Raw genomic sequence first — 24,458 nt, 5'->3', positions numbered from 1 at the left:
ATGGACTCTCCAACCGAGGAACCTTCATGAGCGTGAACATCACCTTCCTGGGCGCAGCCAATACCGTTACCGGCTCCAAGTACCTGGTGCAGCATGGCGACGAGCGCGTGCTGGTGGACTGTGGCCTGTTCCAGGGCTACAAGCAGTTGCGGCTGCGCAACCGCACGCCCCTGCCGGTGCCGCCTGACCGCATTGGTGCCGTGGTGCTGACCCATGCCCATCTGGACCACAGCGGCTACCTGCCCCTGCTGGCCAAGGAGGGTTTCCAAGGCAAGGTGTACGCCAGCGCCGGCACGCGCGACCTGTGCAAGATCCTGCTGCCCGACAGCGGCCACATCCAGGAAGAGGACGCCCTGTTTGCCAACCGACACGGCTTCTCCAAGCACGATCCGGCCCTGCCGCTGTATACCCGCCAGGACGCGCTGGACTGCCTGCCGCTGATCAAGGCCGTGGAGCCGCACAAGACCTACCAGCCCCTGCCGGGCTGGAAGTTCACGCTGTTTTCCGCCGGGCACATTCTGGGAGCGACCAGTGTCCTGCTGGAAGTCGCGGGCCGACGCATCCTGTTCTCGGGCGACCTGGGCCGCCCGAACGACATGCTGATGAACCCACCGGAGAACCCACCCGCAGCGGACACGGTGCTGATCGAATCCACCTACGGCAACCGGACCCACCCCTCGGACGACATCCTGGGCGAGTTGGGCGAAGCCCTCAAGCGACTGGCCGCCCGAGGCGGTATTGCGGTGGTGCCGGTGTTCGCCGTCGGCCGTGCGCAGGCCTTGATCCATGCCATTGCCCAGCTGAAGCTACAGGGGGCCATCCCCAAGCACCTGCCGGTCTTCCTCGACAGCCCCATGGCCGTCCACACCACCCAACTGTTCGAGAAACACATGGGCGAGCACCGGCTTACCAAGGCGCAGGCCCATGCGCTGACCCACAGCGTTACCATGGTCTCCAGCACCGATGAGTCCAAGGCCCTGGCCTCGCGCCATGGCCCCATGGTGATCCTGTCGGCCAGTGGCATGGCCACGGGCGGACGCGTGCTGCACCACCTGGCCCACCATGCGGGCAAGCACCAGAACATGATCATCCTGACGGGCTACCAGGCCCCCGGCACCCGTGGCGCCACCCTGGCTGCCGGTGCCCGCAGCCTGCGCATCCATGGCCGCGACGTGGAAGTGAATGCCGAAATCGTGCAACTGGAATCGGCCTCGGCGCATGCCGACGGCAAGCAGCTGATTGACTGGCTGCGCGCCATGCCAGCTGCCCCGCGGCAGGTCTACGTGGTGCATGGCGAGGCGGAAGCCGCAGACACCCTGCGATGCCGCATCGAGCGCGAACTGCAATGGCGCGCGATGGTGCCCGAACAGGGCTCCACCTGGCCCAGCTGACCCCGAGAAAACCCCAAGATCGCCGGGCTACGTCACCCCCCTGACGGGCGAGATGCACCCCCTATACTGGTTTCCAAACCACACGAGGAGATCGGTATGACCTTGCTTCGCTCCACGGCCCTGGCGGCCGCCTGCCTGCTGGCGGCCAACTGCGCTCAGGCCCTGACGCCTTCCGAGCAGATCCTGGAACAGTTCATCGATGCCAAGGACGGCAGCGTCATCACCCTGCCCGCGGGCCGTTTCGAATTCAACACCACCCTGTCCATTTCGGCCAACAACGTGACCGTCAAGGGGGCGGGCATGGACAAGACGGTGCTGTCCTTCCAGGGCCAGAATACCGGCAACGGCATCGATGCCACCGGCAAGAACCTGAAGTTCGAGGATTTCGCCATCCTCGACAGCAAGGCCGACGGGCTGAAGGTACAGAACTGCGAAGACCTGGTGATCCGCCGCGTATCCGTGGACTGGAGCGGCCCACCCAAGGAGACCAACGGCGGCTACGGCCTGTACCCGGTGGCCTGCAAGCGCATCCTGGTGGAAGACAGCTACATCCGCGGTGCCTCGGACTCGGGCCTGTACGTGGGGCAGACCGAAGACATCGTGCTGCGGCGCAACCGCGTGACCGAGAACGTGGCCGGCATCGAAATCGAGAACTCCATCCGCGCCGACGTATACGACAACGATGCCTATGCCAATACCGGTGGCATCCTGGTGTTTTCCATGCCCGACCTGCCCGTGATCCAGAACGGTGCCGGTACCCGCGTGTTCAACAACCGCATCCGCAACAACAACACGCCCAACTTTGCCGGCAAGGGGAACATCGTGGGCCTGGTACCAGCCGGCACCGGCATCATGATCCTGGCCAACCGCGATGTGGAAGTGTTTGGCAACAGCATCGAAAACCACCAGTCCGCCAGCGTCATCGTGACCAGCTTCTACGCCTCCGAGCGCCCCATCAAGGACCCGAACTACGAAGCCCAGGCCCGCAACACCTCCATCCACGACAACGTGATGCTCAATGCCGGCTATGACCCGGCCGGCATCATCGCAGAGATCAAGGACGGGGCTTGGTGGGCCGGGGTGAACTTCAAGCGCATGCCCCACGTACTGCACGACGGCATCAAGGCCGGCAAGATCAAGGACATTGCCGAGCTCAACCTGTGCTTCAAGAACAACCAGATGACCCAGCCACAGGACGCCTTTGCCAACCTGGACCTGGAAAACGCGGGAACGCTCAAGGCCCTGGTGCGCTGGTGGAAGCCGCGTGCCTACAGTGCCATTCCGGCCGCCCACGACTGCACCCTGCCCCCCTACCTGCCGTTACCGCGGTAAGCGCGGCCCGCTGACTGTGACCGACCTGATGACATCGCTGCGCCGCGCCCTGCTGGCCTGCAGCCTGCTGGGCCTGGGCGTGCACGCGGCCAGCCCCTTGCCGGAGCAGCTCGATGCCTATGGCGTGCTGCGCAGTGACGGCCGCGAACTGAGCGTGCAGGGCAACACCCTGGTGTACAGCCTGGCGTCACCCCTGTTCACCGACTACGCACTCAAGTTCCGCACCATCACCGTTCCGCCGGGTTCCAAGGTGGGTTACCGCGCAGACGGCGTACTGGATTTCCCCGTGGGTACGGTCATCAGCAAGACCTTCTTCTACGCCAAGGACCCGCAGAAGGTGGGTGGCTGGGTCAAGGCTGCCGCCCCGGGCGGCGAGCGCATCGACCTCGCCAAGTACCAGCTGGTGGAGACGCGCATATTGCAGCGCGACACGGACGGCAACTGGCTGGCCAACGCCTACGTCTGGAACGAAGCGCAGACGGCTGCGACCCTGCGGCGTATCGGCCAGAGCGTGCCGGCCACCCTGCGCGACCCGGCCACCGGGCAGACCCAGACCTTCAGCTACGGCGTACCCAACGCCCGCCAGTGCCAGACCTGCCATGCCGTCAACGCCACCGTAGGCCAGGCCGGTATCCAACCCATCGGCCCCACGGCCCGCTACCTGAACGCCAGCTACGCCTACAGCGATGGGCCACGCAATCAGCTGGAGCGGCTGGCCCAGATCGCCACCCTGGAAGGCCTGCCAGGCAATGTGGTGGAGGTGCCGCGCAACGTGGCCTACGCCAATGCCCAAGGCGCGCCCCTGGAACAGCGCGCCCGGGCTTACCTGGAGATCAACTGCGCCCACTGCCACCATGCGCTCGGCGACGCACGCCAGAGCGGCCTGTTCACCACGCTGCAATCCAGCGGCAGCACCCTGGGGCTGTGCAAGCAACATGTGGCCGCCGGTTCGGGGGGTGCCAACATGACCTACGACATCGTGCCCGGCAAGCCGCAGCAGAGCCTGCTGGTGCACCGCATGGAAGCCACCAGCGGCCAGGCCATGATGCCGCGCGTGGGCCGCAGCCTGGTCGATGTGGAGGGCGTGGCGCTGGTCCGGGAATGGATCAGCAGCCTCAGCGGCAGTTGCGCCACGCACTGAAGCCCGCTGCAGTCGCTATCGTTCCAGTAGCGTGCTACGCAGTATCCATGCGGGCAGCGGCCATTTTCCCCCCTTATTCAAGCTCCCGAAGCATCAGAACCGGGTCAGCACCCGGTAGGTGAGCTTGGTGCTGCCTTGCGCGGGCACGTTCACGGTCCAGGTAGCCAGGTTGGCCGCTGCCTTGGTATGCGGCTGGCTGCTGGCGGTCATCTGCCAGTCGCCGGGGATGGGCTCCTGCACGGTCACCTGCACGGCTTCGTCCTTGGCGTTCTTGAGCACGATCTCGTAGGCGGTGTCGAAGGCATAGCCCTTGCGGTTGTCGTTGCTCACCTGGCGGAAGTCGGTCTGGCGCTTGTCGGCCGTTACATCGAAGGCCTCGCCCAGCTTCAGGCGCACCTTCTCATTCTTGGGCGTGTGGTCGATGCGGTCTTCGCCGATGAACTGCGCGTTGCCAGCCTTGTCCTTCTTGTAGACCCGCACCACGCCCTTGGGCAGAGGCAACCCCAGGCGCGCGGCTTCCCTGTTCTCGAACTCGACGAACACCCCCACCTTGAGCTTCTTGCCAATCTCCCCTGCCTGCGACTGGTAGTAGTAATCGCTGCCACGCAGCACCATCTCCTTGCGCACTGGCACGCCGTTGGCGGACATGAGCGCCACCTGCTTGGTCTGGTTCTCGGCGATGGTGGTGGGGCGCGCCAGGGTGTACAGGTGGTACTCGAACAGGCCTTCCTCGGCCATGTCATTGGCCACCTTGGCCATGGCGGGTGCGGCCATGGCCAGGGCGCGTGGCGCGGCCTGCATTTCCTGCTGCACCCGGTTCACATCACCCGCCACCAACTGCAGACGGGCATTGCGGTAGGTTGCACCGCTGGTATTGGTCAGTGTCACCCAGCCCGAAATGTCGAGCATGTCGTCCTTGGCCCCGAGTTCCACCACGTAGTCGGCGCGCCAGGACAGGCCACCCGTGAGGTAGCTCAGCTCGATGTCCTGCGCCTGGGGCTGCGCGTTTTCCAGTGCCATCACCAGCGTGGGGCGGTCGCGCAAATTGGCAGGTACCTCGCCATAGACGATACGCCCGGGCACCCCGGTCTCGATGCGGTTGCCCACCTGCAGCACCACCCCGCCATTGGCGGCCAGCACCTTGGCACTCTCCACGGTCTCGGCACCGGTGGTCGGGTGCGTGCGCACCACGCTCACGGTCTGGCCCACGTACTTCTCCAGCAGCTTCTGCGGGCTCAGCAGGTCGAAGTCAAAGTTCTGCTCGACCACGCGCACGGCACCGGGCTGGCTCACGCTGCGCAGCAGGGCCGTTTCGGCACGCATGCGCGCACTGACATCGCGAAACGCCAGGTTGCTGGCACCTGGAGGCAGCGCAATGCGGCGCTGGTCTTTCACCAGGGCCAGGTTGTCGTTGTAGATGGTGACGGCCACCTCGCGCTGGTCGGCCAGGGTGGAGCGTTGCTCGGCAGCTTGCGCGAAAGCACCGGAACCCAGACCGGCCAATGAGATCGCGGCGCAGACGGGAAGCAGGGAAAAAACGTTCATGGAAAGTCCTTGGGTGATCGACGCCACGATGGCGAGCGTGCTGACTCATAACGCATGTTCCGGCCTTGCGCAGGAGCCACCTTACAAATCGTAACGAATTGGAGCGCCTGGCAACACGCTACGGGTGCTCGGATTCACAACTTTTTCACACCCGCGTGCGAACATCGGGGCATCGATCCAGACACGCTGCTTTTGTCGTTGGCAGCGCATTGATAGACCGCAAAAGACCGTGCGCAACCAGGACCACCTCACCAGCCTTACCCAGCACCCGCGGGCTGCTGCCTTGGTGCGTGCCCTGGTGGGTCAGGCGCTGCAGTTCTTCCAGTCCCAGGAAAGCGCCTTGCTGCTGGCCGTGCGTTCCCACCTGCAGGACATGGCCGACAGCCGACTGCCACCGGAGAAAGCCCAGAACGTACGTTCTGCCATCCAGCTGCTGGGACAGCAAGGCCCTGCATTCCGGGCGGCGCTGCGTACGCAACTGCCGCTGAGCATTCAGGAGGAAGTGGCACAGAGCTTCCCTTCGCTGGAACCCACGCACAAGATCCCCGGCATCGGTGACCTCGACGGACTCAGCCTGAGCCTGATCGACGTGGACGAAGTGCACCGCATCCTGCTGCTCGACCGCATCTGCCAGCGCTTCAATGCCCGCTACGAACCGGGGCTGGAGCCGCTCACGCTGCGCCTGGGGGTGCTGCGCGGCATCGAGAACACCGCGCTCGCAGACAACCCTTTCCGCCCGCTCGTGTTTGCACGCGCCTTCATGAAGGCCTGGGAAAACGGTCCGTTCGACCAGGCCGCCACCGAAGACCTGATGGATTCGCTGGAGCCCGACCATTTCCTGGACCTGACCCCGCTCTACACCGACCTCAACTGCACCTTGTCGAGCGCCGGCATCGAGGCACAGAAAGTGCACCGCGTGCGCAAGACCGCCGACTCCGGGTTCGCTCCGCTGCCTACAGGCGCAGCACAAGGTGCATCGGCAAATGCCGCCGCTGCGGCCCCCGCCTCGGCTCCCGGTGGTTCCACCCCCAACCCTGGGACTGGTGGCCACGCCGCCCAGCCGCCCTCTTCCGCCTGGGCTGCACTGGTCCCCGCCGGGCGCAGCATTGCCGCACAGGCCAAGGCCTTTCTGCAGCGCCTGGGCGTTGCTGCCGCGGGAGCGCCAGCCCCCGAGGGCGCCAGTGGCATGCACGGCGCGGACGCCAGCCCCACCAGCCTGCCCGATGCCGACCCGCAGCTGCTGCACTACCTGGACGCACTGCAGGCAGGGGGCAGCACGGTCTCCCACTTCGGACTGTACGCACCGGAAGCCGATGGCACCGACAACGTGCTGCGCCGCCTGCGCGAGCGCGACGAGATCCGCCGCGCCCCCGAACCCGACCGCGCCACCGTGGACGTGTTGGCCGAGGTGTTCGACTACGTCTTTGCCGACCCCGCCATTCCGATGCAACTCAAGGTCATCCTGGGGCGCCTGCAGATTCCGGTGCTCAAGGCCGCCATGATCGACCGCGACTTCTTCATGTCGCACGAGCACCCGGCGCGCAAGCTGGTCGACACCCTGGCCCATGCGGCCGTGGAATGGGCGCCGGAGCGCGGTGAGCAGGACCCGCTGTACCAGCGCATCGAATCCACCGTGCAGCGGGTGCTGACCGAGTTTGCGGATGACCTGACCCTGTTCCAGGAACTGCTGGCCGAGTTCACCGAATTCCTGTTCGAGTGCGAGCAGCAGGCCCAAGCCCGCAACGAGCCCGTGGCGCAGCACGAAGTCTCCAAGGAGGCGCTGCAGTCTGCACTGGCACAGGCCGACGAACTGGTGCACGCCCGATTGCAGGCCTTGCCCGAGGGGCTGCCGCTGGCGCCGTTCCTGACACCCTTCCTGACCCACCAATGGCGCGAGGTGATTGCGCGTGCCTGGCTGGCTGAATCGACCCAGCCAGGCGCCTACGCGGCAGCCTTGGCAACGATGGACCAACTGATCTGGAGCACCCAACCCAAGACCACCACGGACGAGCGCCAACGCCTGGTGGCCGTGCTGCCCGAGCTGGTGCGCACGCTCAACACCGAGCTCGATGCGATCCACTGGGACGGCGACGCCCGCGCAACCTTCACCAAGCGCCTGATCTCGACCCACATGCTGGCCATCCGCATGAAGGCCCCGCAGCCCCAGGACGCCCACACGGCCAACCAGGAAAAGGAAGACAGCGAGCAAGCGCTGGTAGCCCTGGAGCAACGCCGTGCTGCCAAGCGCGCGGCGCAGGACGACAGTTTCGATGCCGCGGCCCGGGCCCTGACCCGCGGCCAGTGGTTCGAGGTGCACGAAGGCGGCGCACCGGGCTTTCGCTGCAAGCTGCAGTGGATCAGCCCCATGCGTACCCGCTTCCTGTTCACCAACCGCGAGGGCTTCGATGCCTTCGTGCGCAGCGAGCGCGAGGTGGCCGCCATGCTGCGCATGGGCCAGCTGCAGACGCTGGACCAGACCCCGATCGTGGGCCGGGCACTGGACAAACTGCTGGCCAGCAACGAATCCGAGTTGCAGTTGGCAGCGTAAGCACGGCACACTCGGCCAGCGCGAAGCCTGGCTGGCGGGTCGCCAAGACAAGGCCGATCCCCTCGAAACTGCTGGCACGGTCACCCGGGTTCCTAATGCAATCCTGACACCTGCAGTGATACGCTGCGGTCCCGATGACTGACTTGCCTGATCCTCCACCGGTGACCACCGTGCTACGCCCGCTGGGCGTGGTGCTGGGGACACTTGCGCTGTCCACCCTGGCGGGGCTGGTGCTGGACAGCCATACCTCCCTGCTGAGCCAGGCCATGCTCTTCGTACTGGGCGTGGTCGTGGTGGCGTACAGCCAGCCCTGGCAGGCCTCGCTGGGTTGTGCCCTGGGCGCGGTGGCGGCATTCAATTTCTTTTTCGTTCCGCCACGCTGGACCTTCCAGGTCGAAAGCAGCGAGAACATCGTTGCCCTGGCAACGATGTCCATCGTCGCCCTGGTGATCAGCCATCTGTCTGCCACGCTGCGCCGCGAGACGCAATCAGCGCACAGCAATGCGCAGCGTGCCGATCAGTTGCAAACACTTGCCACCGAACTGGCCGACGCACGCTCGGTGGAAGACATTGCAGGCATCGGGATGCGCCATCTGAACCGCGCGTTCCGCGGCCCCAACTACCTGGCCCTGGGCGGGCCGGATGAAGCATCGGCATGGGGCGCGCACATACCCTCAGCCGTCATTGATGGGCTGGCCTGTTGCATGAAGGAATCCGCCACCTTGGGGCCGGGAACCGGACGCTGGCCCGGCCTGGATGCCTGGTACCTCCCACTCGGTGACCACCACAGCCTGGGCGCGCTCTGCATCCAGCCGGCGCGGGCACCAGACGCCACCGGTCGCGAACATGGCCAGGCCATTGCCTCGCTGCTCACACAGGCAATCTGGCGCCTTCGGCTGCAATCCGCCTTCCAGAGCGCGCAATGGGAGGCCCAACGCCAGCAGACGCACAGCACCTTGCTGGCCTCCATCGCGCACGACCTGCGCACACCGCTGGCGGCCGTGGTCGGCGCGGCGTCAGCGCTGCAAACCCAGTCCGACAAGCTCAGCGCTGCCGAGCGCCAACGCCTGCTCGCCAGCATCGTCCGTGAGGCCAGTTACCTGTCGGAGGTGACCGAAAACACGTTGCAACTGATGCAACTCGCGAACCCCACCAGCGCAAGCGCCCACCAATGGGAGTCGATGGAAGAGATCGTCGGGAGCGTGCTGGCGCGGGTACGCCAGCGCGACAGCACCCGCCGTATCCGCTCCAAGGTGCCGACCGACTTGCCGCTGATCAAGGCCGACCCGGTACTGTTGGCCCAGCTGCTCACCAACCTGCTGGACAACGCGTTGAAGTACAGCAGCGAGGCCGTCGATCTGTCGGTGGGTACCGACGAGGGCACTTTGGTCGTCGCAGTGAAGGACCGCGGTCCGGGCATTCCCGACGACCGGCTGGAGGCGATCTTTGCGCCCTACGCACGAGGTGACCAGTCGGGACAGCGTGGCAGTGGCCTGGGCCTGGCGGTATGCCGCGCCATCGCGAAGGTGCATGGCGGCACACTCACGGCAAGGCGTCGCGGCGGCGGCGGCAGCAGCTTCATGCTGCGCCTGCCCATCGACACGCCCCCCACGGCGACGGAGTCCCCATGAGCCTGCGTGTATTGGTGGTGGAGGACGACAGGGAGATTCGGGCGCTGCTGCAATCGAGCCTGTCCGTGGAGGGCTTTGAGGTCGTGACGGCGGTGTCCGTCCGTGAGGCGCAGGCGCTGGTGGACCACACCGCGCCCGACGTCATCGTGCTGGACCTGGGTTTGCCTGACGGCGATGGCATCACGCTGGTACGCGCGGTGCGCAAGCAGCACACCACCCCCATCCTCGTGGTTTCGGCCCGGCACCAGGAAACACAGAAAATTGCATTGCTCGATGCCGGTGCCGATGACTACCTGACCAAGCCTTTTGCGGTCGGCGAGCTGCTGGCCCGCATTCGCGTAGCCCTGCGCCATCGAGGCACCGCACTGGGTGCCGCCACGACCCTGCATGAACTGGACGACCTGAAGGTAGACCTGTCCCTGCGCGAGGTGCACTGCCGGGGCAACCTGCTGCACCTCACTCCCACCGAGTTCAAGCTGCTGGCCCGCCTGGTACGCAGCGCCGGGCGCGTCGTCACACATCGGCAGTTGCTGACCGATGTATGGGGCCCGGAATTCACCGAGCACACGCACTACCTGCGCCTGTACATGGGCCAGCTGCGTGCCAAGATCGAACAGGACCCGGCCGACCCGCGTCACCTGCTGACCGAAACCGGCGTCGGCTACCGCCTGGCCGTGGCCTGAGCGGCGGTACTTATGCGTTACTGATGCGTGGCCCGTCACAGTGGTGCCTTGTTCATCACTTGGTACGGCAATGAGCGCGAACCCCCAACGCAACAGCCTGGCTGCCCTCACCTTGGGCGCCTTGGGCGTCGTCTACGGCGACATCGGCACCAGCCCCCTGTACACCATGAAAGAGGTGTTCGGCCCCGGCACGGGAATTCCCCTGGACGCACCGCACATCATCGGTGCGGTTTCGGTGATTTTCTGGGGTCTCATGGCGGTGGTCACCCTCAAATACGTGCTGCTCATCCTGCGCGCGGACAACCGTGGCGAAGGCGGGATCATGGCCCTGACTGCACTCGCTTCGCGCGCCGCTGGGGGTACCCGTCGCCTGCACCTCACGCTTCTGCTGCTGGGCGTATTCGGCGCCTCGCTGTTCTACGGTGACAGCGTGATCACACCGGCCATTTCCGTGCTCAGTGCGGTCGAAGGCCTGGAGGTGGCCACACCCGCCTTCAAACCCTACGTGCTGCCCATTGCCGCCGCGGTGCTGACCGGGCTATTCGCCATGCAGCGTTTCGGCACCGCCACGGTGGGCAAGCTGTTCGGTCCCATCATCATGGTCTGGTTCGGCGTGCTGGCCTGCACCGGAGTGGTGGAGATCGCCCGTCAGCCGGCGATTCTTGCTGCCCTGAATCCACAGCATGCCGTGGCCTTTCTGTGGGCACAAGGCTGGGGCGTCTTTCTGGCCGTCGGCGCCATCGTCCTGGCGTTCACGGGGGCCGAGGCGCTGTATGCCGACATGGGGCATTTCGGCAAGCGGCCGATCCAGCTGGCCTGGCTGGGCCTGGTACTCCCATCCCTGGCACTGAACTACATGGGCCAGGGCGCACTGCTGCTGCGCAACCCCGCTGCGCTGGAAAACCCTTTCTATCTTCTGTTTCCGCCCGAGTGGCTCATCCCTGCCGTGGTACTGGCCACGGTAGCCACCGTGATCGCTTCGCAAGCGGTGATCTCCGGTGCCTATTCCATGACGAAGCAGGCCATCCAACTGGGGCTGCTGCCACGCATGCACGTGCACTACACCTCCTCAAAGGAAGCGGGGCAGATCTACATGCCCGAAGTCAACTGGTTCCTGCTGCTGGCCGTGCTGCTGGCCGTGTTCGGCTTCGGCAGCTCTTCCGCCATGGCCGCAGCCTATGGCATCGCCGTGACCATGACGATGCTCATTACCACCCTGCTCACCTACTTTGTCGTACGCAATGCCTGGAACTATCCCTTGCCCATCGCAGTGGGGGCCACCGGCCTGTTTCTCAGCCTGGACTTGCTGCTGGTGGTGTCCTGCTCCATCAAACTCCTCCAAGGCGGCTGGTTCCCGCTGGCGCTGGGGCTGCTCATCTTTGCCGTCATGGCCACATGGCGCCGGGGACGCGAGCTGCTGATCGACAGCATCCGCCAGGACGACCCCGAGCTCATGCCCTTCATTCAGGCGATCTCGGCCGACGAGACCATGCACAAGGTTGCCCGCACCGCCGTGTATGCCGTGGCCAACCCCGGCACGGTGCCCCAGGCCCTGTTGCACAACCTCAAGCACAACCAGGTGCTGCACGAACGCAACATCATCCTCACCGTGGTTTTCCACGAGGTTCCCTGGATACCCTATCAGGACCGGGTGGAGCTGGAGCCACTGACGGAGTACTTCTGGCGCGTGCAGATCAACTACGGGTTCAAGAACACGCCCGACATTCCCAAGGCGTTGGAGCTGTGCAAGGCCAAGGGCTTGCCGATCAACCTGTTTGAGACCTCCTACTTCCTGAGCCGGGAAACCATCGTTCCGACCAAGGGACACGGCATGGCGCGCTGGCGGGAAACCGTGTTTTCAGTGATGTCGCGCAACGCCGGCAGCGTGGCCGGGTTCTTCAACCTGCCCAACAACTGCGTGGTCGAACTCGGAACCCGGGTGCAGATCTGAAGGGCATGGCCGCCGCAAGCGCCAGCGGCCCGAACCGAGGGAGAAGGCAAGCTGCGACGCCACCGGAAGGCGGCACAATACACGCCTCCATCATTACCCGCTCCCCCGATGAACTTTTCACTGGCCAGCCTGGCCGTCGAGCTGTTGCTCTTTTCCGCTGCCTGGCTGGCGGTCGGTCTGTCCATCCGCGAGCACAAGCGCGCCTGCCTGAACTGGGCCTGGGGCTGGCTGCTCATCGGCATTGCGGCGCTGCTCATGTTTGGGCGCCAACTGTGGGCACCGTTCAGCATGGAGCTGCCCATCAACTTCCTGCTGCTCACGGCCTTCCTGCAGATCCAGCAGGGGCTAGCCCACCTGGAACGCAAGGCGATTCGCCCCGCCTTCCTGGTTGCAACCTACAGCGGCCTGGTGCTGATTGAGGTGGTGCGCTGGCTGGAGCCCGGGCACCCGGACTGGTTGGCCTGGATCTTCGCCTGCACGCTGGCGGTACCGGTGTCGGGCATCGTGCGCTTGCTGTGGTCGAACGCACCCGAGTGGTTCCAGCGCCAGCGCATCACCCAGGTGCTGCTGGTGTTTCCCGTGGTGCTGACCGTGGTGGTGCTGCTGGTGCGCGCTTTCATGATGAGCCAGAGCCGCAACGCCGCGCATTTCGACTTCGAAGGCACCACCACCTTCATCATCGTGGCCACCACGGCGTTCCAGGTCTCGCTGGGTTTCTTCAATTTTTCGCTGTTTGCGCTGGTGCTGGGCTCGTTGATCAAGCGTCTGGACAACCTGGTGTCACAGGACCAGATCACTGGGCTGAGCAACCGCAGCGTCATGCTGGAGCGGCTCAAGGCAGAGCATGCGCGCTTCCTGCGCGGCGGCCGCCCTTACGCCCTGGTGCTGATGGATCTGGACCAGTTCAAGCAGGTGAACAACCGCTACGGCCACACGGCCGGGGACAAGACCCTGCGGGCCATCGGCCAGCGCCTGCGGGCCACGGTGCGCGACTCGGACGTCATCGCGCGCTTCGGTGGTGACGACTTCATGCTGTTGCTGCCCGACACCGAACTGGCCGACGCCTGCAAGCAGGCCGAGCGCATCCGTGCCGCCATTGCGGACGAACCCCTGGTCTCCTCGCGTTGCACCGTATCACTCACCATGAGCGTCGGGCTGACGGTGGTGCGCCATGTCGATGTCGACACCGCACCCTGCCTGTCCCGGGTGGACACCGCGCTGCGCCAGGCCCAGAACCAGGGCCGCAACTGCCTGCGCGTGGCCTGAAGAGACTCCTGACCCCTACACCCAACCAGCACGCGCACTGGCCTGCGCGGCCAGCTGCTTCTCGGCCGCGTTGGCGTAGTCGCGGTCCCAGGCCAGCACCTTGGGCGTCATGAGCTTGTGCCACAGCGGTGGAATCATCGCAACCGATATGGTGGTGAGGTAGCCGCCGATCATCATGGGCGCATGGGGGTAGGGCTGCAGGTCCTGGTAGGGCACCTCGCCCTGGGCGTGGTGGTGCGAATGCCGCGTCAGGTTGAAAAGCGCCCAGGAACTGATGCGGCTGTTGGTGTTCCACGAATGGCGCGGCTGCACCGGTTGCGCCGGGTCACGGACGATACCGTAGTGCTCCATGTAGTTCACGATCTCCAGCAGCGCCTTTCCTGTCAGACCGAAGGCACAGAAGTACAACGCAGCCCCGACCCCGCCGAGTCCGAAGGCAGCAGCGACCAGCACCGCACTCATGGCCAGCCCCCGCAGGTAGGCATTGTGCCAAGACAGTACGGGCAAGCCCTTGCGCTGCAACCGCCCCGCTTCGATACGCCAGGCGCTGATGTTTCCACGGATGGTCGAAATCAGCACGTGGGCGTACACGTTGCGTCCGCGCGGCGCCGTGGCCGGGTCGTTGAGGGTCGACACGTAGCGGTGGTGGCCGTACACGTGTTCAATGGCAAAGCCGACATCAAAACTGAACGCCAGCAACCATCGACCCACCCAGAGCGACACCGGGTCCCAGGTGCGGTGTGTGAGCTCATGCCCGGGCACGGTTCCGACCATGCCCACCATCAGCCCCATGAGAACCACGCCCAGCGCATGTTCGTACCAGGTGGTGGCGGACTTTGCGGCCAGCAGATCCATCCCCGTCCACTGCGACAGCATGGCACCCGCGCCCAGCGCATCGCCCGGGCTCACGCTCCACACCGCTGCAAAGCAGATCAGCAACAGCAGGGGCAAAGCCATCCACAGCTGGACGGTCAATATCCACGGATGCCGGTAGGTGGGGGTACTGGTGTCGTCCCCCGCCACAAGATCCAGCCCCATGCTGATGAGCAGGTAAACCAGCAGCCCCACCGTGATCCAACTGCCACCTGCAAACAGCGCCGCTGCCACGGCCAGCCCTTCCACGTGGAAGAGGAAGAACTTGAGGTAGTGCCACACCGCGGCCACCCACTCCATCAGCGACTTGGGAGGCGCTATGGTTTCAATAGCTGCCTGCGCAGTCTTTTCGGGGGCAGAGAGCTCTTTTTGCGTTACAAACCGGTCGGCGTGGATGTGCGCACGGGCCAGGCCCAGCCCCACCAGCGCCGCATGGGCCGCGTCCACCATGGCAGGCGGACCGCACAGGTAGGCGTGCATGCCAGGCTCCACCACCTGGGGCAGTTGCTCGGTCACCAGACCGCGCCCCCCGGCCCAACCGGCGTCTGCCTGGGCTTCGGACAACACCGGCACCAGACGGAAGGCACCGGCCCAGCCTGCAGCCATGGCGCGCAGCTCGTCCATGCCATACAGGTCGGCCTGGGTGCGGGCGCCGAACAGCACCGTCACCGAGCGCGCCGAGCCCTGCTGCTGCAGTGCGCGCAGCATGGCCAGCACCGGGGCCAGCCCGGAGCCGCCCGCCACGAACAGCAAGGGCGCATCCGACTCGCGCAGCCAGAACTGCCCCAACGGACCCTGCACGTGGGCACGCTGCCCAAGCAGATCGTTACCGTGCACATGGCCGGTGAATGCACCGCCCGGCACCTGGCGCACGAAGAACTCCACCACGCCCTGCGCATCGGGCGGGTTGGCAAACGAATAGCTTCGGGTCTGGCCCGGCAGCGCATCCAGCGACAGCTGCGCAAACTGTCCCGGCTTGTAGTGCAGCGGCGCATCGAGCCGCACCCGCAGGCACTGGATGTCGTGCGTCAGCGCCTCCTGCGCCACCACCGTGCCCGCTACCTCCTGCACCGCCAGCGCCCGGGTCTGTTCCACCTCGATGCGCACCGGCCCCATGGGCACGCTCTGGCAGGCCAGGATGGTGCGCTGCGACAGCTCCTCCTCGGACAGCAGGTAGCTGAATTCGGTGAGCTCGCGCACCCGCCCCTCCACCAGCTTGCATTTGCAGCTGGCGCAGCCGCCCACGCGGCAGCTGTGGGGAAAATCCACGCCCTCGCGCAACGCCGCGGTCAGAATGGTTTCGCCCTGCTGCACGCGCACTGGCTGGGCATTGATGGTGGCTACCGTTCCGGTGGAACGGCCTTGAAATCCAAGCATGTCGTCTCCTCGTATTTATGCCCTGCATGGTAGGCAAGCAGGCTTTTCAACGAAAGGTTAGACTGCGCCAATCGCAGGTCATTTCTTGCCAAGCACACCCATGCCGCAAATCACCGTGCCCCCGCCGTCCCGCGCGATCCAGGTCCCCACGCTGTACCTGCGCACGCTGATCGAACTGACACAGGAAATGGGTTATGACCCGGACCCCTGGCTGCGGGCAGCCGGCATCGCGCCACAGGAGCTGGCCCAGCCCGCGGTGGAACTGGACACCCCGCGCTACGTGGCGCTGGTACGCGCGGCCGTGCTGCACACCCGCGAGCCTGCCCTGGGCCTGCTGCTGGGGCGGCGCCTGCGCATCAACACCCACGGCACCTTGGCCTATGCGCTCATGAACGCGGCCAGCCTACGCCAGGCCGCCACGCTGGTAGAGCGCTTCATGCCGGTGCGTACCAACCTGCTGCAGCCCCATTTCAAGAACGACCCCACTGCCCCGCAACTCAGCTTTACCCCCGCGGCGGACCTGGACGTGGCCGAGCTGCTGATCCTGGAAACCGTGATGCTCACCGTGCGCAACGTGTTCGACTACCTGGCCCCAGGCGCACAGTCGGTGCTGGCTGCCACCTTCACGGCACCCGCCACGGGCTATGCCGCGCTGGCCCAGGAGTTGTTTGCCTGCCCCGTGCACTATGGCGCAACCGGGAATGCGCTGCACCTGAACCCGGCCACACTGGACATGCCCATGTCCACCGCCGACGCGCAGGCACTGGAAAACGCTGCCGCCCTGTGCCAGGCCGAGCTCGACAAGATCACCCGCCAGGAGTCGCTCACCGCACGCATCCAGCGCAGCCTGCTAAGCTGCGCTGGCGCCCTGCCCTCGCTGGCCACCAGCGCACGCCTGCTGCACATGGCCCCACGCACCCTGCACCGCCGACTGGAGGCCGAGGGCACGAGCTACCGCGCCATCGTGGAGCAGGTGCGCCACCGCCTGGCACTGCAGCACATCCGCAACCCGCACTTGAGCCTGCAGGAAATTGCCTACCGCCTGGGCTACACCGACCAGGCCAACTTCCGCCGCGCCTTCAAGCGCTGGGAGGGCGTGGCGCCGCAGGTGGCAAGGGAGGCCCTGCCACAAGCCCCCCGCGCTGCGGACCATGAACGTCCCTGAGCCTGCCGGACGCCAACGCCGCATGCACTGGCCCGCCCCAACCCGCCTACCGAACCCCACCCCATGACACCCACCACCGCCCCCCTTCCCCACTGCAGCCTGGGCGCTGCCACCGGCCCGCTGCTGGTGTACTTCCATGGCGCGCCCGGTGGTCTGGCCGAGGCACAGGCCTTGCAGGCCGATGCACAGCGGCTGGGGCTGCGCGTGATCTGCCAGGAGCGCTTCGCGGCACCTTCTGCATTGGCGGGCGAGGCCTACTTCCAGGCCCTGGCCGACGATGTGGCGCGCCATGCGCAGGGGCAACCGGTGGACCTGGTGGGCTTTTCCATCGGCACCTTCGTGGCGCTGCAGGTGGCCCGCCTGCTCGGCGCCCAGGTGCGCAGCCTGCACCTGGTATCCGCCGCCGCCCCACTGGAGGGCGGCGACTTCCTGCCCGCCATGGCTGGGCGCCCGGTGTTCCAGCTGGCCCAGCGCCAGCCGCACCTATTGCGCGCCCTCACCGCGGTGCAAGGCCTGTTGGCCCGTGTGGCCCCCGACGCATTGCTGGGTAGCCTGTTTGCCAGCGCCCAGGGTGCCGACCAGGCACTGCGCACCGACCCGGCCTTCCGCCAACGCACGCTGCACGACCTGCGGCGCTGCTTCAACGCCCTGCGCAGCGGCTATGTGCGTGACGTGGTCGCCTACGTGCAGCCCTGGCACGCGCAGTTGCGCGGCGTGGCGGCCCCCACCCACCTATGGCACGGCGACGCCGACAACTGGTCGCCCCCGGCCATGGCGCGCTACCTGCAACAGCAACTGCCCGATTGCGTGGAATGCCAGGTGCTGCCCGGCCTATCGCACTACTCCACCCTGCACATGGCCCTTCCCCGCATTGGTGCGCAGATCGCGGGCGCGGCGACGCAGTAACCGGACCGGACTGCTGTCGCTACGAAATTGGTAGCTGCCTACGCAATGGATACGAGGGGAAAACCCCAATTCATTGCATGGCCAATGCCGAAGGAGAACACTGAAACAGCCGGTATGATCGCGCGCCAAGGGAGGCTATTCACAATGTTCGATGCTATCGGGCGCTTCTTCGCCGTTCTGGTCGGTTTGGTATTTGTGGTGAGCGGGGGCGTGTGCACCGCCATTGACACGACCTTCTTCTTCTCCCAGCTTTCCTCTGGCAGCATTGCTCCTGCTTTTCTCGCCGTGTTGGGCATTGCTCTCTCGCTTGGCTTGCTGCGTGTCGGCCTTTGGATGATGGGGGTGAAGCGGAAACCCATCGTTGACGATAGCGCCATAGGCGTCACAACAGGCCCAGGTATCTACGTCGGAAAACGCTTTGTCGTCACCATCTTGAGCATCTCCAGCGATGGAGGCGTTCTGGAACGCCAGCAACTGCGCGGCATTGGCCTTCGTATCGATGGCACCGCTGTGATCGTCGATTTGCAAGACAGCGCAAGCGGTGCGACGTTGGCAGTGCGGATCTGGGACATAAAGCCTGCACCCGCAGACTTCAAAGCATCCGGGAGCATCGGTGAAGAGCTAGACGCTCCAGATTTCATCGTGGAGATACGCCGACCAGCGCACTCCTCCAGCAGCACTGCGAACTGAAGCTGATTCAGAACTTCTTCCCCTGCATGAGCCTCTTCATCACCGACCCCGACCGGGCCCACACCGTGCATTACCTGCTCGAATGGGCTGCGCTGGTCACCGGGGCCTGGGTCTACCGCCAGCGCAAGGCGCGCCAAGGCAGCGCCAGCGTGCTGCAAGGCCCGCTGTTCCCCGTCGTCATGGGCTGCCTGCTGGGCGCGGCCATCGGCAACAAGGCCATGTTCTGGCTGGAAAACCCGCAACTTTGGCCCGAATACCTGCACATGCCCACGCTGTGGTTGCAGGGGCAGTCCATCGTTGGCGGGCTGCTAGGGGGCTGGATCGGCGTGGAGCTGGCCAAATGGTTCAGCGGCTGGAGGGGGCCGCGCACCGGCGACGACTTCGTGCCTGCCATCCTGGGCGGCATTCTGGTCGGGCGCGTGGGCTGCTTCCTGGCCGGGCTGAACGACGGCACCTACGGCGTGCCCACCACCCTGCCCTGGGGCATGGACATGGGCGACGGCGTGCCGCGCCACCCCACGGCCTTGTACGAATGGCTGGCGGCCATGCTGGCCCTGCTCACTTGGCCACGCTGGGGGCGGGCGTTGGCCCACACGCCGGGCCTGGCATTCCGCTGCTTCATGCTCGGCTACCTGCTGTGGCGCCTGGCCATGGACGGCATCAAGCCCGTGCCCTACGCCTATTGGGGCGGCCTGTCCGGCATCCAGTGGGCCTGCCTGGCCGCAGCTACCGTCATTGCTGCCAGCGTAGCCATCGAACACAAGGAGACACACCCATGAACTCGTCCCATCTGAACCGCCGCCATGCCATGGCCCTGGGGCTGGGCGCTGCCGTGGTGGGCGGCTGGGGCTGCGCCACCGCCGTGGTGTCGAGCCAGACCAGCACCAGCAAGACCGTGGAAGGCGACGTGGTGCTGTCGGACGACATACTGGCCTTTGGGCGTGCCGACGAGGCCATGGCCAAGTCCATGGGCAAGGCCGATGTGGTGGCCTTCCTGGGCGCGGCCAACACCTACCTGCTGGTCGAAGGCGGCAGCGCCCTGCTGGCCATGACCCAGCTCGACCCCGCGCGCCTGAGCCTCACCCCCGACAACCACCGCCTGTACCTGAAGGACAAGACCGTGTGGGGCACGCTGGAGTTCAACTACACCTCGGACGCAGCCACCGCCACGGACGCGGAGAAAGCCCTGTTCAAGACGCTCGGGTTCGTTCGTACCACCCCGCAGACCGTGCGGCGCATGGTGAGCATCAAGGGCGCGGTGTACCCCGCCATCCAGCTGCAGGGTGCCGCATTCACGGCCATGCAAAAGCCCCGCCCGCTGCGCTTTCACGCACCGCCCAGCACCGAGACCAAACCCAACATCGGGGCCATGGCCCTGCTGCCCGCCGCCATCGTGGTCGATGTGGTCACCGCCCCCCTGCAATTGCTGGGCGGCCTGGCTGTGCTGATCAGCCTGGGGCGCTGAGTTCGTACACACCGAGGAGGACAACCATGCAAGAAAACATTACCGTCCACGACGAGCAACGACGCAGGCTGATGCTGCTGGGGGCGGGGGCTGCGGTGGTGGGGGGATGGGCGTGTGCTACTGCGTCCTCCGTCCCAAAAGCACCGCCCATGATTCAGCAGCTTGCAGCAAAAGGCGAGCCAAGACTGCGGGAAAAGCTAGTGGCAATTGGTAGGCCACATCCCCTATTAAATCGAGCAATGAACATCAATGACGGTTGGATGTCAGTGCTTATTGGCATGCACGGCACCTACTTGATCAGCAACTACGGCGCTTACAACTTCATGCAGAACGATGGATGGGAGGACCCACGCCTCCAGTTAGAGGCGGACTCCGAACTCCTGCACATTGACAACAAGGGAGCCGTCAAGGGTTGGCTCAAGATCGTTTCGAATGAAAGCGCTGGTTCGGCATCCGATCGGATGGTGCTGACCAAACTGGGCTTTAACCTCCCCGATATTGGTGCTCCATTCAGATGGTTGGAGATTGGGGGAGTGGTACTTAGGCCCTTGCGTGACCCCATCACAGCCGCCACGAACCCCGACTCCAAGAACCTCACTTTTCGCGCACCGAAGATTGGCGAGCCAGACCAGTTTTCCGGCCTCGTTTTCGCAAACTCAAATTTGAATGATCGACTCACGATAAAGAACCAGGTTAGCCACAAAAAGGTCTTCGGCCTTCCCTTCTTCGAAGTAACAGTTTCCAGCTAACCCATGTCCCGCAAACAACGCCCCTACCACTTCTACGACACCACCTCCAGTGTCTGCTCCACCTGCCTGCACTCGGTGGAAGCCAAGATCCTGTTCAAGGACGGCAAGGTGTACATGGACAAGTGGTGCCCGGCGTATGGCACCGAACGCGTGCTCATCAACGACGACGTGGACCACTGCCGCCTAAGGCGCTGAGTCCGTACACATCAAGGAGGAGAACCATGCAGGAAAGCAATACCGTGCACGACGAACAACGACGCAGGCTGATGCTGCTGGGGGCGGGGGCGGCGGTGGTGGGGGGATGGGCGTGCGCATCACGCCGCTACGTGGAACAACCCAGCAATGAGGAATACAGGGCCAAGCGAGGTGACGTTACGTTATCGGAATCAATACTAGGGTTTGCGTATTTGAACAACGATCTTCAGCGAATCTTGCAATGGGAAGACGCTGTCGCCCTACTTGGCAAGCAGAAGACCTTCATTATCTCTACAGGGAAAAGTGCATTTGAAGAGTTGAAGCACATGAGCCGCTTTGGTCTTGGTCTGAAAAAAGACACCAAACTATTGAAATTCAAGGACGATGCCTTTTGGGGGCGACTGGCATTCACTTACGCCGGCAGCGACACGCTATCAAAATCCGAAGCTGCCACGCTCACAGAGAAGGGGTTTCAGGTCAGTGGTATTGAGTCATCCAGATGGCTGTTCGTCCACGGGCGTGCATTTCGGCCAATGGTGACTCAATCAAATTTTGTTGTTAGTGAAGCGAGACCCAAGGCTCTTGATTTCAGAGAACCAGGGAACGACGAGAGTCCCCCAGGGTGGCCAGACCACGACTTTGCCAGCGTAGAGAACAAGCTGAGCTTGATGAATCAAATCGGAGATTTCATGGGACTTCCGCTGTTTAACCTTGGATTGACCAACTAACCCATGTCCCGCAAACAACGCCCCTACCACTTCTACGACACCACCTCCAGTGTCTGCTCCACCTGCCTGCATCCGGTGGAAGCCAAGATCCTGTTCAAGGACGGCAAGGTGTACATGGACAAGTGGTGCCCGGCGCATGGCTCCGAGCGCGTGCTCATCAGCGACGACGTGGACTACTACCGCCTGGGACGCGAGGTGTTCGTCAAGCAGCCGGAAATGCCCAACCTGTTCAACACCCGAATGGAGTACGGCTGCCCCTATGACTGCGGGCTGTGCCCGGACCACATGCAGCACTCGTGCCTGAGCATTGTGGAGATCAACGACCACTGCAACCTGAACTGCCCCATCTGCTACGCCGACAGCGGCACCCACCGGCCCGAACACCGCAGCCTGGACGAGGTGCGCCGCATGCTCGACACCGTGGTGGCCAACGAGGGCGAGCCCGACGTGGTGCAGATTTCGGGTGGCGAGCCCACTACGCACCCGCAGTTCTTCGAGATTCTGGACGAGGCGCGCAAGCGCCCCATCAAGCACCTGATGATCAACACCAACGGCGTGCGCATTGCGCAGGACGCCGCGTTCGTGGAGCGCCTGGCCAGTTACGGTCCGCAGCGGCTGGAGGTGTACCTGCAGTTCGACTCGCTGCGCGCCGCCGCCCTCAAAGAATTGCGCGGCGCCGACCTGACGCGCATCCGCCAGCAGGCGCTGGAGCGGCTCAATGCGGCGGGCATTTCCACCACGCTGGTGGTCACGGTCAAGCGCGGGCTCAACGACGATGAGCTGGGCGACATCATCCGCCACGCGCTTGCGCAGCCCTGCGTGCGCGGCATCACCTTCCAGCCCATCCAGGAAGCCGGGCGCACCGACGGCTTCAGTGCCCAGCACCGCCTCACGGTGAGCGAAATCCGCCGCGGCATTGCCGAGCAGAGTGGCGTGTTCACGCTCGACGACATCGTGCCCGTGCCCTGCAACCCCGACACGCTGGCCATGGGCTATGCCCTGAAGCTCGGTGGCCAGGCCGTGCCGCTGACGCGCCACCTCAAGCCCCAGGAGCTGGTGGAGGGCTCGGCCAACACCATCGTGTTCGAGCAGGACCAGACGGCCAAGGACATGGTGTTCAAGCTGTTTTCCACCAACCATTCGCCCGAGTCGCAGGCCAACTGCCTGTCCGAGCTGATGTGCTGCCTCCCGCAGGTGGCCTCGCCCGAGGGCATGGGCTACCAGAACGTGTTCCGCATCCTGATCGTGCAGTTCATGGATGCGACCAACCTGGACATCCGCTCACTCAAGAAGTCGTGCATCCACTTCGCCACGCCCGAGGGGCAGATGGTGCCGTTCGAGGCCTACAACCTGTTCTACCGCGATGGCAAGCGCCAGGTGCTGGACACGGTGCGCAAGAATCTGGCGGCCAGCCACCGTGCCCGCAAGGTGTGGAGCATTGCGCCTGCACCGCAGGAATTGGACCCGGTCGCCTGAGGCCAGGTAACCGGGGGGCCGCGACGCGGTCCACACCGAAAGGCTAGTGAGGCGCTACACAATTGGTAGCTGTCTACGCAATAAATACGCGGGCTATGGCCAGATTTATGCAGTATCTTCCTGCAGCATGGACGCCGTGCGGGGCTGCAGCAGCAGGTCGGTCAATGCGACCCACTGGGCGGCGCTGTCCTGGGCCGGTGCCACGCGGTGCAGGTAGCGGCGCACCAGGTCCTGGCCCAGGTTGTAGTTGATGACGTAGGCACGGTTGTGCTCGATGAAGCGCAGCCGCTGGCGGGCGCGCGCCTCGTCGTACAGGCAGTAGCGCATCAGCAGGGCCACGGCCTGCGCGGCGTCGATCTCGCCGTCCAGAAAACGCTGCGCCACCATGTTGCCCGCGTACGAGAGTTGCTGCACCACGGCCTGCACCCGGTAGTACTGCGGCGCCTCCGCCGAGTCCAAGCCTGCCAATGGGAACAGCACCGCCTGCTCAAAGGCCAGCCGCTCCTCGGCCGGGAAAACCACCTCGATGCCGTGGTTGGCCGCGCCTTCGGACAGCAGGGCCATGGGCGAGTACAGCGGGAACACGCTGTATTCCAGCCAGCCCTTGCCCTGCACCAGGTGGTGCTCGCCCAGCAGGTGGAACACGTGGTGGCCGGGGTAGCCTTCGTGCGCGGCGAGGTCGATGGCGCGGCTGATGCCCATGGGCAGATCGGTGTTGACTTGGATCAGGCTGTGGCCGCGGCCCTGGAACCAGTTGTAGGCGCTCCACACCTGGTTGGTGACGTACTCCACGCGAAAGCTCTCTCCTGGCGGCAGCGCAATGTGCTGGGCCGTGCGCTGGCGTGCTTCGGCGATGGCGGCGCTGAACACGGCGTCGAGCCGCTGCACGGGGATCTGGAAGCGGCGGTTGTAGGCCACCATGCGCTCCGGCACGTCGCCACTGCCCGGCAGCAGGGCGCCCAACCCGTCCAGCACGGCGTCGAGTCGCGCTTCATCCACGGGTGGCGAGACCGCGTCGTACAGGCCCAGCGATTCCTGGTCGAACGGCAATCGCTCGCCCTGCAGTTTGCGGATGTACACCGCCACGGACGCGACATGCTTGTGCAGGAACTGCCAGCGCAGCCGCTCGGCGCCAGACAGCGCCAAGGCCAACAGTTCGCTGTGCAACCGTTGCGCCTGCCCCAGCAAGGCCTCTAGCGGCTGGGCACTGCCCGTGGGGAGCAGGGCCTCGGGGCCGTAGTAGGCGTCCACGTAGCCGGGGTCATGCTGGCCCACGGCCAGCACCAGTTGCACGTAGGCAGATGCTGCGGTATCGAGTGTCATGCGGTTCCTTGGAAGCTTGCGCT

At 65.0% G+C, this 24,458-nt stretch carries 20 protein-coding genes; 17 read left to right on the top strand and 3 right to left on the bottom strand.

From position 1 onward, the window contains the following. Window positions 1-26: 26 nt before the first annotated feature. From RQP54_RS10045 to RQP54_RS10035, 3 genes are all read left to right on the top strand, one after another. Window positions 27-1,391 (top strand): MBL fold metallo-hydrolase, encoded by a 1,365-nt coding sequence (locus tag RQP54_RS10045; protein WP_315678129.1) that lies wholly within the window; start codon window positions 27-29, stop codon window positions 1,389-1,391. A 96-nt stretch (window positions 1,392-1,487) separates the two neighbouring features. Beyond that, a complete protein-coding gene (locus RQP54_RS10040; RefSeq protein WP_315678128.1) occupies window positions 1,488-2,723 on the top strand; it encodes a parallel beta-helix domain-containing protein in 1,236 nt (411 codons plus the stop codon). A 28-nt stretch (window positions 2,724-2,751) separates the two neighbouring features. Next, window positions 2,752-3,864: an SO2930 family diheme c-type cytochrome gene (locus RQP54_RS10035; RefSeq protein WP_315678127.1), complete on the top strand. Its 1,113-nt coding sequence runs from the start codon at window positions 2,752-2,754 to the stop codon at window positions 3,862-3,864. Between the two features lie 93 nt (window positions 3,865-3,957). On the opposite strand, the gene RQP54_RS10030 is transcribed toward RQP54_RS10035, so the two are convergent. Continuing rightward, window positions 3,958-5,409, bottom strand: a complete 1,452-nt coding sequence (locus RQP54_RS10030; protein ID WP_315678126.1) for a DUF4139 domain-containing protein — start codon at window positions 5,407-5,409, stop codon at window positions 3,958-3,960. A 229-nt stretch (window positions 5,410-5,638) separates the two neighbouring features. Here RQP54_RS10030 and RQP54_RS10025 point away from each other — a divergent pair, with 229 nt between their 5' ends. From RQP54_RS10025 to RQP54_RS10005, 5 genes are all read left to right on the top strand, one after another. Continuing rightward, window positions 5,639-7,957, top strand: a complete 2,319-nt coding sequence (locus RQP54_RS10025) for a DUF1631 family protein (protein WP_315678125.1) — start codon at window positions 5,639-5,641, stop codon at window positions 7,955-7,957. A gap of 134 nt (window positions 7,958-8,091) precedes the next feature. After that, window positions 8,092-9,588, top strand: coding sequence for an ATP-binding protein (locus tag RQP54_RS10020; protein WP_315678124.1), 1,497 nt, complete (start codon window positions 8,092-8,094; stop codon window positions 9,586-9,588). Continuing rightward, on the top strand, window positions 9,585-10,271 hold the full coding sequence (locus RQP54_RS10015; RefSeq protein ID WP_315678123.1) for a response regulator: 687 nt from the start codon (window positions 9,585-9,587) through the stop codon (window positions 10,269-10,271). Before RQP54_RS10020 ends, RQP54_RS10015 begins: the two co-directional genes overlap by 4 nt. A gap of 70 nt (window positions 10,272-10,341) precedes the next feature. Next, window positions 10,342-12,222: a potassium transporter Kup gene (locus RQP54_RS10010; protein ID WP_315678122.1), complete on the top strand. Its 1,881-nt coding sequence runs from the start codon at window positions 10,342-10,344 to the stop codon at window positions 12,220-12,222. 108 nt (window positions 12,223-12,330) lie between these two features. Then, window positions 12,331-13,488, top strand: coding sequence for a GGDEF domain-containing protein (locus RQP54_RS10005; RefSeq protein WP_315678121.1), 1,158 nt, complete (start codon window positions 12,331-12,333; stop codon window positions 13,486-13,488). Window positions 13,489-13,503: 15 nt separating this feature from the next. Here RQP54_RS10005 and RQP54_RS10000 read toward each other — a convergent pair whose 3' ends face one another. Next, window positions 13,504-15,738, bottom strand: a complete 2,235-nt coding sequence (locus RQP54_RS10000; protein ID WP_315678119.1) for a fatty acid desaturase — start codon at window positions 15,736-15,738, stop codon at window positions 13,504-13,506. A 100-nt stretch (window positions 15,739-15,838) separates the two neighbouring features. On the opposite strand from RQP54_RS10000, the gene RQP54_RS09995 reads away from it, so the two are divergent. From RQP54_RS09995 to RQP54_RS09955, 9 genes are all read left to right on the top strand, one after another. Beyond that, window positions 15,839-16,903 (top strand): AraC family transcriptional regulator, encoded by a 1,065-nt coding sequence (locus tag RQP54_RS09995; protein ID WP_315678118.1) that lies wholly within the window; start codon window positions 15,839-15,841, stop codon window positions 16,901-16,903. A 63-nt stretch (window positions 16,904-16,966) separates the two neighbouring features. Then, the gene (locus tag RQP54_RS09990) at window positions 16,967-17,809 is read left to right on the top strand and encodes an alpha/beta hydrolase (protein WP_315678117.1); all 843 of its coding nucleotides are present in this window, start codon (window positions 16,967-16,969) and stop codon (window positions 17,807-17,809) included. 84 nt (window positions 17,810-17,893) lie between these two features. Beyond that, window positions 17,894-18,499 (top strand): hypothetical protein, encoded by a 606-nt coding sequence (locus RQP54_RS09985; protein WP_315678116.1) that lies wholly within the window; start codon window positions 17,894-17,896, stop codon window positions 18,497-18,499. A gap of 26 nt (window positions 18,500-18,525) precedes the next feature. After that, the gene (locus RQP54_RS09980; RefSeq protein WP_315678115.1) at window positions 18,526-19,278 is read left to right on the top strand and encodes a prolipoprotein diacylglyceryl transferase; all 753 of its coding nucleotides are present in this window, start codon (window positions 18,526-18,528) and stop codon (window positions 19,276-19,278) included. Continuing rightward, window positions 19,275-19,964 (top strand): hypothetical protein, encoded by a 690-nt coding sequence (locus RQP54_RS09975; protein ID WP_315678114.1) that lies wholly within the window; start codon window positions 19,275-19,277, stop codon window positions 19,962-19,964. The genes RQP54_RS09980 and RQP54_RS09975 overlap by 4 nt, the downstream gene beginning before the upstream one ends. A 26-nt stretch (window positions 19,965-19,990) precedes the next feature. Then, window positions 19,991-20,713, top strand: a complete 723-nt coding sequence (locus RQP54_RS09970; protein WP_315678113.1) for a hypothetical protein — start codon at window positions 19,991-19,993, stop codon at window positions 20,711-20,713. Window positions 20,714-20,716: 3 nt separating this feature from the next. Then, on the top strand, window positions 20,717-20,908 hold the full coding sequence (locus tag RQP54_RS09965; protein WP_315678112.1) for a hypothetical protein: 192 nt from the start codon (window positions 20,717-20,719) through the stop codon (window positions 20,906-20,908). Between the two features lie 26 nt (window positions 20,909-20,934). Beyond that, window positions 20,935-21,636: a hypothetical protein gene (locus tag RQP54_RS09960; RefSeq protein WP_315678111.1), complete on the top strand. Its 702-nt coding sequence runs from the start codon at window positions 20,935-20,937 to the stop codon at window positions 21,634-21,636. A gap of 3 nt (window positions 21,637-21,639) precedes the next feature. After that, the gene (locus RQP54_RS09955; protein ID WP_315678110.1) at window positions 21,640-23,112 is read left to right on the top strand and encodes a radical SAM protein; all 1,473 of its coding nucleotides are present in this window, start codon (window positions 21,640-21,642) and stop codon (window positions 23,110-23,112) included. 105 nt (window positions 23,113-23,217) lie between these two features. Here the strand turns inward: RQP54_RS09955 and RQP54_RS09950 are convergent, their stop codons facing one another. Next, a complete protein-coding gene (locus RQP54_RS09950) occupies window positions 23,218-24,435 on the bottom strand; it encodes a hypothetical protein (RefSeq protein WP_315678109.1) in 1,218 nt (405 codons plus the stop codon). Window positions 24,436-24,458: the final 23 nt, after the last annotated feature.

The organism is Curvibacter sp. APW13 (assembly GCF_032337135.1).
In the GTDB taxonomy this organism is placed as follows: Bacteria; Pseudomonadota; Gammaproteobacteria; order Burkholderiales; family Burkholderiaceae_C; genus Allorhodoferax.
The sequence above is the reverse complement of the archived record's forward strand: the minus strand, read 5'-3'. Positions and strand labels throughout refer to the sequence as shown.

Coding starts and splice junctions, on each gene's coding strand:
- RQP54_RS09995 (WP_315678118.1), top strand. CDS start 15,839: ATGCCGCAAATCACCGTGCCCCCGCCGTCCCGCGCGATCCAGGTCCCC.
- RQP54_RS09980 (WP_315678115.1), top strand. CDS start 18,526: ATGAGCCTCTTCATCACCGACCCCGACCGGGCCCACACCGTGCATTAC.
- RQP54_RS09975 (WP_315678114.1), top strand. CDS start 19,275: ATGAACTCGTCCCATCTGAACCGCCGCCATGCCATGGCCCTGGGGCTG.
- RQP54_RS09990 (WP_315678117.1), top strand. CDS start 16,967: ATGACACCCACCACCGCCCCCCTTCCCCACTGCAGCCTGGGCGCTGCC.
- RQP54_RS09955 (WP_315678110.1), top strand. CDS start 21,640: ATGTCCCGCAAACAACGCCCCTACCACTTCTACGACACCACCTCCAGT.
- RQP54_RS09985 (WP_315678116.1), top strand. CDS start 17,894: ATGCCGAAGGAGAACACTGAAACAGCCGGTATGATCGCGCGCCAAGGG.
- RQP54_RS10030 (WP_315678126.1), bottom strand. CDS start 5,409: ATGAACGTTTTTTCCCTGCTTCCCGTCTGCGCCGCGATCTCATTGGCC.
- RQP54_RS09970 (WP_315678113.1), top strand. CDS start 19,991: ATGCAAGAAAACATTACCGTCCACGACGAGCAACGACGCAGGCTGATG.
- RQP54_RS10015 (WP_315678123.1), top strand. CDS start 9,585: ATGAGCCTGCGTGTATTGGTGGTGGAGGACGACAGGGAGATTCGGGCG.
- RQP54_RS09965 (WP_315678112.1), top strand. CDS start 20,717: ATGTCCCGCAAACAACGCCCCTACCACTTCTACGACACCACCTCCAGT.
- RQP54_RS10045 (WP_315678129.1), top strand. CDS start 27: ATGAGCGTGAACATCACCTTCCTGGGCGCAGCCAATACCGTTACCGGC.
- RQP54_RS09950 (WP_315678109.1), bottom strand. CDS start 24,435: ATGACACTCGATACCGCAGCATCTGCCTACGTGCAACTGGTGCTGGCC.
- RQP54_RS10020 (WP_315678124.1), top strand. CDS start 8,092: ATGACTGACTTGCCTGATCCTCCACCGGTGACCACCGTGCTACGCCCG.
- RQP54_RS10010 (WP_315678122.1), top strand. CDS start 10,342: ATGAGCGCGAACCCCCAACGCAACAGCCTGGCTGCCCTCACCTTGGGC.
- RQP54_RS09960 (WP_315678111.1), top strand. CDS start 20,935: ATGCAGGAAAGCAATACCGTGCACGACGAACAACGACGCAGGCTGATG.
- RQP54_RS10005 (WP_315678121.1), top strand. CDS start 12,331: ATGAACTTTTCACTGGCCAGCCTGGCCGTCGAGCTGTTGCTCTTTTCC.
- RQP54_RS10035 (WP_315678127.1), top strand. CDS start 2,752: ATGACATCGCTGCGCCGCGCCCTGCTGGCCTGCAGCCTGCTGGGCCTG.
- RQP54_RS10000 (WP_315678119.1), bottom strand. CDS start 15,738: ATGCTTGGATTTCAAGGCCGTTCCACCGGAACGGTAGCCACCATCAAT.
- RQP54_RS10040 (WP_315678128.1), top strand. CDS start 1,488: ATGACCTTGCTTCGCTCCACGGCCCTGGCGGCCGCCTGCCTGCTGGCG.